Origin of the sequence: Cognatishimia sp. (assembly GCF_964229375.1) — a bacterium.
In the GTDB taxonomy this organism is placed as follows: Bacteria; Pseudomonadota; Alphaproteobacteria; order Rhodobacterales; family Rhodobacteraceae; genus Cognatishimia.
Genome location: NZ_CAXREH010000146.1, coordinates 1 through 5747 on the forward strand (window position 1 = coordinate 1; position 5747 = coordinate 5747).

Below are 5747 nucleotides of genomic sequence, written 5' to 3' on the forward strand. Positions count from 1 at the left end.
CACAAAGGCCACCGTCAGTAGGGCTCGAAGGCCCAAAGAAACGTATTTCATGTGTCATGTCCCAATTTGGTGTCTTTGACGTGAGATTACATATCTGATAATTTGCACGCAACTTGCTTATTTGCGCGACTGTTGTGCAATTTTGAACATAAGCTTCCTAAACGGCATGACACCCTGACGGAAATGCCCGCCTTGGCCGCGCATCCGACGAGGATTTCCAACCAATCTGTTCCATGTTACGACGTCGCCGAAACGCCGGCGCGCGGCAAGCGAGTGATGCTCGAGAAGAAAGATTGAAGAGATCTCGCACCAATTATGACGAGATCGTTTAACCGAAGGGGCGGTTTGGCATGGATGCGGGTTCACAGCCTTCGGTAAGTGTGGTTTCAGTTGCTTACAACAGCGTTGGTGTGCTGCCTGACATGGCGGCATCGCTTCCGGCCGGTGTTGATTTGATAGTCGTAGACAATGGGCCCGATGATGGGCTGCGGGCATGGGCCGAGCATGCGGGTCATAAGGTCATCGTTCCGGGCGAGAATCTAGGGTTCGGCGGCGGGTGCAATCTGGGCGCGCGTGATGTGCAAAGCGACTTTATTTTCTTTCTCAATCCTGACGCACGCTTGATGGAGGGTGCGTTGGAAACCCTACTGAAACAGGCTGGCAAGCACCCCAACGCATCGGCGTTTGGACCACAATTCGGGGTGACCGTTCAGAATCGATATAAGGTGCGCCCAAGTAAGATCCTGTGGCGCGGTTTCTTTGCCAAACGCTATACGCGTCCAGACGTTCCTACCCCTGTTCCATCGTTGAACGGGGCGGGGATTTTGGTGCGCCGCGACGCCTTTGAGGCGATTGGCGGGTTTGACGAACGGATTTTTCTGTTTTTTGAGGACGATGACATCAGCCTCAGGCTTGCAGCAAAGCAAGGTCCGTTGATCTATGTGCCAGAGGCGCGCGTGTTACACGCGATTGCGTCAAGTTCGCCAAGCTCGCTGGAGCTCGTGGAATTCAAGGCCTATCACTATTTACGCGGCTATGTGTACACGTTGTCAAAGCACGGCCGCTCGGTGCCAAAGCTGCGCGGCTGTTTGAATGTGGTCCGCCGTTTCATATCGCTTCGCAACCTGTCGTCGGCAGAGCGACGTGCGGACGCCAGAGGTCGCTTTAGGGGGCTTGCGTCGATCCTTGGCGAGGCCTTGCCGCGCTCTTATTAGGGACTGGCGTCTTAGACTGGTGTCTTTTCAATTCTCTTTAAGACTCCGCTTGTTATAGTGGCATTATAGTCATTTTGTGGGGCGCGGTATGCCGACTAATCTTATTGTTAACGGGACATTTGATCAGGGCGATAAGGGGTGGTCCGGGACGGATCTGGAAACCAACCACACAGAAAACGCCTATCTTGGTAATGGCTCTGCCAACCGCGTTGCCGAAATGGACGGTCAGCGTGGGCAGACGACCGTCATGGAACAAAGTTTTGATGTTCCCAATCCAACGGCCACCGAACTGACATTGGACGCGGCCCTGCGCAACGCGGCCTTGTCTGACCGTGGCAGTGACGGGTTTTCGGTCGAGATTCTGGATAGCGACGGCGCAGTCATTGCGTCGCAGACGATCTTTCCAGAGGGCAACAGCTTTACCAGTTTCTCTGTACCCGTCGATTTTCCGAGCGCCGGGACCTATACGCTTCGGCTGACGGAAATTGGCGACAACGACTCGCTTGGACCGATCATCGACAATGTCGCCCTGATGATCTGCTTTGTGGGGGATGCGCGGATTGAGATGGCCGATGGCACGCTCAAGCCTGCGCGGGATATCCAGGTCGGCGATCGTGTGGCGACCACGGATGGCCCTCAGGATGTGCGCTGGGTTGGCCGGCGGACTGTCTCGCAGGCCGAACTTCGATCGATGCCGCAGTTTCAGCCGGTGCGCATTCAGCAAGGCGCGTTGGGCTGTGGCTTGCCGGAACGTGACCTCTATGTCTCTCGCCAGCATCGGATGTTGGTGAAATCCCCGGTGGCGGATCGCATGTTTGGCCGGGACGAGGTCTTGGTCTCGGCGATCAGAATGGTCGGTAGACCGGGCATTGAGTGTGTGTCTGCCACAGGCGACGTGGACTATGTGCATTTCCTGTTTGATCGGCACGCGATTGTTTTTGCCGAAGGCGCGCCCAGCGAAAGCCTGTTGGTGCGTCGCGAAACTCTGGCCTCGCTTGCGCCTGCAGCGCGGGCCGAAATTGGCGCGCTGTTCCCGGACCTAGTCGCATCGGCACAGGGGCAAGAGGCGGTGCGCATCATTCCACGGCTTGCAGCGCAGAACACTTTGATCGATCGGCTTAAGAAAAATGAACGGCCTATGCTTGAGATCAGCGGTCTTAATGCTCTTCGCAAGCCATTGTCGCGCGCGAAGGCCAGCTAGCGATCCTGCCAGCGGATCCACAAAGATCCTGCACCCGACAAAAGGATCATGCCAAGCCCGATCATGGATACACTGTCCGGCACATCAGAGAAGACGAAATAGCCCACGATGGTAGCCGACACCAATTGGGTATAGATCAACGGCGCGATCAGGCTTGCTTCCGCGTGGCGGTTGGCAATCAGCAGCAAATAGTTCCCAGCTGCCGAACAGAGCGCGCTTCCTAAAACCCAACCGGACAGAGGAAGCGTTATGTCAGGCAACGGGGCTGACAGGCCAAGCGGCGCAAGCAAGACGCTTCCAAACGCCAGTTGTGTCAACAGCAACAGCCTTGGGCGCGCAACCTGCGCCACAAGGCGTGTAGCTGCCAGAAAACAGCCATAGAAAAAGCCCGACAGAAGCGCAAAGAGGATACCTATGCTGGTGCCAAACCCCGGTTTCACGACCAACATGACGCCGGCGAAACCCAATCCCAAAAACAGCAGACGTCCCGCGGTCGGGCGTTCTTTCAGGAACAGAACGGCCAGACCGTAAGACACCACAGGACCAATGAAAAATGCGCCAAAGACATTGGCGATGGGTTCGGTTTTCAAAGCGGTCAGGATGCACAGAATGGCGCCGGTCACTAGAGTTGCCCGCAACAGAATGCGCCAATCGGTGAAAATCCGAAGTTCGTGCAGTTTCAGCCCGCTGAAGGCCAGTATCACAAGCGCGCCTATGAAAAACCGCGAGAAGGCGATGGTTGCAGGGGCAAAGCCCTCTGATGTGAGCAACTTTCCAAAAGTGTCCCCAAGGACGATCAGGCTGACAGAGACAAAAACCAACCCTGCCACGTACAGCAAATTCTGTATCGTCATGGCATAGGTCTTTTCGCACTTAAGCTATAGAGGCGTCCGCGCACCTTAAGAGGTTGCATAGGCAGGCACCAGATCACCGGGCTCGGCAGTTGCTGCAAAAACGCCCCGTGCAATCGCGCGTGCCAGACATGTCGCGGCAGCGTGGCCTAGATCGATGGCATCTGTGACAGGATCCTGAACTTGGCGGGCATTGGTTGAGGCGGCAAAAACCAGATCGCCGTCCATTGGCGTATGCGAGGGTACCAACGCGCGCGCCATGCCGTCGTGTGCCGCTGTGGCAAGGCGGGTGAGTTCCGCTTGGCTTAGATCTGCGTCTGTGGCGACGATGGCGATGGTCGTATTGCGCTCTGAGACCTTGGTTTTGGGCCACGCGGTTTGTGTGTTCGTCGCGGTGCCATGCCCTCCGAACTCATCGCCAAGCTCCCATGGCGCGGCCCAGAATTGGCGACTGCCCGGCACGACCGCATCGCCAAGCGCATTAACGGCAACAAGGGCGCCAACGGTATGGCCCGACGGCGTGCGCAGGGATGCGGACCCAAGGCCGCCCTTGAAGGACGCCGTGGTTGCGCCTGCCCCCGCGCCCTCGGTGCCAAGGGCGAAGCTGTCGCTGGCTGCGGCCAGTGCTTGTTGGCCAAGGTCATAATAGGGGGATCGCTGCCAAGATTTGTCGCCGCCGTTCAACAGATCAAACAGGATTGCCGCAGGCACGATCGGCACGTTCTGATCTGCGACCTGAAATCCGCGCCCTTGGGCCCGCAAGGCGTCGGCAACACCAGAGGCTGCATCCAAACCGATGGCAGAGCCTCCTGACAGGACCAGCGCGTCAACCTGCGTGACGGTTTTGTCCGGCGCCAGCAGGTCGGTTTCCCGTGTTCCCGGTGCACCGCCCATGACGTGGACTGCGGCTGTAAAGGGGGCTTCGGCGACCAGAACCGTGGTTCCGGATTTAATGGCGGCGTTGCGGGCATTGCCAATTTTCAGACCGGCCACATCGGTAATCAGGTTTTTGGGTCCGGTCTGCATGCTGTCGCCTTGTGATGGTTTGCGACAAGGCTATCTCTGCTTGTTCACCGCGTCCAGTTGCGCCTGAATTTGATCGAGCCGCGCCATGACTTCCTTGCGATAGTCGCCGGTCTGTTCGTCCACATCGCTTTCATGCGCATCCTGCATCGAGTTCACCATCAGACCGACCAAAAGGTTCACCACCGCAAAGGTCGTTACCAAAATGAACGGTACAAAGAACATCCACGCAAAGGGGTAAACCTCCATGACCGGGCGCACGATGCCCATGGACCAGCTCTCGAGCGTCATGATCTGAAAGAGCGAGTATCCAGACCGCGCCAGGGTGCCGAACCAATCTGGAAAGGCGTTGCCAAACAGGTTTGTGGCCATGACAGAGCCGATATAGAACACGATCCCCATAAGCAGGAACACCGACCCAATGCCAGGCAATGCCAAGACCAGCCCTTCGACGACGCGGCGCATCCGTGGCGCGGCAGAGACAACCCGCAACACGCGCAGCACGCGCGCAGCGCGCAGGACCGACACGTTTGAGGCACCGGGGATCAGCGACGCTGCCACGATGACAAAGTCAAACATCGTCCAGCCATTGGTGAAAAACGCTCCGCGACGGGCGTAGAATTTCAAGAGCAGCTCGGCCACAAAAATGGCAAGACAGATGCGGTCCACAATCTTGATCGCCAGACCGAAGGAGTCGGTCATGGTTTTCGACGTCTCAAGCCCCAGCGTGGCTGCGTTGACCAAGATGATCGCAAGGATCGCATTCTGAAAACGCGTGCTGTCGACAAGACGTGCGATCTTTTCTCGTTGGGTCATTGGGTCTCCTGTCGGGGTGTGAACCTGCAAAATCGTCGCGCGCTGGGTAGCAATCTCGGGGGGGCTGCATCAAGTGGAATTTGGGGGATTGCAGGTCGGGCGGCGGAAAACCCGCACCAAACCCGCCTTGGGGGAAATTCCACGTCGGCTTCACCCTAGGGATTTTGCCATACAGTCCCTATGTTAAGGACGCATGGGACAAAGGGGGTTTCCGTATGGCTGGGTTTGCGCGTCTGCTGATTATCGCGTTTGTGGTTCTGACAGTGCTGTATTTTGCGCTGTTTTATCACCTGCGAGCGAACCGGCGCGACCGGCTTTTGGCCGAGTTCGAGAACCTGGGCGCTGAGGCGCAAGAGACCAAGGTGCGCCAAGAGCTTGTGGCCTATGAGGGCCGGCTGCGGCGCGGGTTGATCCTTGGGGTTTACATCCTGCCCTTTGTGGCGATGGTGGCCACAATCTATTTCACCAATTTTCACTGAAGGAGCCTTGGATGGCTTATGTAAAATGGGGTTTCTGGGGCACGTTCTGGCTCTTGGTGTTTGCACTGTTTCACTACACGCTGCCGCAGACGGATGTCGTGCGCATCGTCGACACCTATGAAGAGCGGCAAGAGCTGAACGATTGGACCCGTGTTTTCTGGTC

7 protein-coding genes are annotated in these 5747 nt (G+C 57.2%); 4 read left to right on the top strand and 3 right to left on the bottom strand.

Annotated features, from left to right (window positions below; all coding sequences use genetic code 11):
- Nucleotides 1–350: 350 nt before the first annotated feature.
- Entirely contained in the window at nt 351–1214 is an 864-nt protein-coding gene (locus tag ACEQWH_RS11070; protein WP_370230799.1) for a glycosyltransferase family 2 protein, read from the top strand.
- An 88-nt stretch (nt 1215–1302) separates the two neighbouring features.
- On the top strand, nt 1303–2415 hold the full coding sequence (locus ACEQWH_RS11075; protein WP_370230802.1) for a Hint domain-containing protein: 1113 nt from the start codon (nt 1303–1305) through the stop codon (nt 2413–2415).
- On the opposite strand, the gene ACEQWH_RS11080 is transcribed toward ACEQWH_RS11075, so the two are convergent.
- The 3 genes from ACEQWH_RS11080 to ACEQWH_RS11090 are packed head-to-tail and all read right to left on the bottom strand — an operon-like array spanning nt 2412 to nt 5105.
- On the bottom strand, nt 2412–3269 hold the full coding sequence (locus ACEQWH_RS11080; RefSeq protein ID WP_370230804.1) for a DMT family transporter: 858 nt from the start codon (nt 3267–3269) through the stop codon (nt 2412–2414). The two genes, ACEQWH_RS11075 and ACEQWH_RS11080, sit on opposite strands and share 4 nt — an antisense overlap.
- Before the next feature lie 45 nt (nt 3270–3314).
- On the bottom strand, nt 3315–4292 hold the full coding sequence (locus tag ACEQWH_RS11085) for a P1 family peptidase (protein WP_370230806.1): 978 nt from the start codon (nt 4290–4292) through the stop codon (nt 3315–3317).
- Between the two features lie 30 nt (nt 4293–4322).
- Nucleotides 4323–5105, bottom strand: a complete 783-nt coding sequence (locus ACEQWH_RS11090; protein WP_370230809.1) for an ion transporter — start codon at nt 5103–5105, stop codon at nt 4323–4325.
- A 215-nt stretch (nt 5106–5320) separates the two neighbouring features.
- Here ACEQWH_RS11090 and ACEQWH_RS11095 point away from each other — a divergent pair, with 215 nt between their 5' ends.
- Together ACEQWH_RS11095 and ACEQWH_RS11100 are read left to right on the top strand one after the other, a co-directional pair.
- Nucleotides 5321–5584, top strand: a complete 264-nt coding sequence (locus ACEQWH_RS11095; protein ID WP_370230811.1) for a hypothetical protein — start codon at nt 5321–5323, stop codon at nt 5582–5584.
- A gap of 11 nt (nt 5585–5595) precedes the next feature.
- Nucleotides 5596–5747: DUF1523 family protein (locus tag ACEQWH_RS11100; RefSeq protein ID WP_370230813.1), on the top strand; the 152-nt coding region annotated here is incomplete at its 3' end.

Coding starts and splice junctions, on each gene's coding strand:
- ACEQWH_RS11075 (WP_370230802.1), top strand. CDS start 1,303: ATGCCGACTAATCTTATTGTTAACGGGACATTTGATCAGGGCGATAAG.
- ACEQWH_RS11090 (WP_370230809.1), bottom strand. CDS start 5,105: ATGACCCAACGAGAAAAGATCGCACGTCTTGTCGACAGCACGCGTTTT.
- ACEQWH_RS11085 (WP_370230806.1), bottom strand. CDS start 4,292: ATGCAGACCGGACCCAAAAACCTGATTACCGATGTGGCCGGTCTGAAA.
- ACEQWH_RS11095 (WP_370230811.1), top strand. CDS start 5,321: ATGGCTGGGTTTGCGCGTCTGCTGATTATCGCGTTTGTGGTTCTGACA.
- ACEQWH_RS11080 (WP_370230804.1), bottom strand. CDS start 3,269: ATGACGATACAGAATTTGCTGTACGTGGCAGGGTTGGTTTTTGTCTCT.
- ACEQWH_RS11070 (WP_370230799.1), top strand. CDS start 351: ATGGATGCGGGTTCACAGCCTTCGGTAAGTGTGGTTTCAGTTGCTTAC.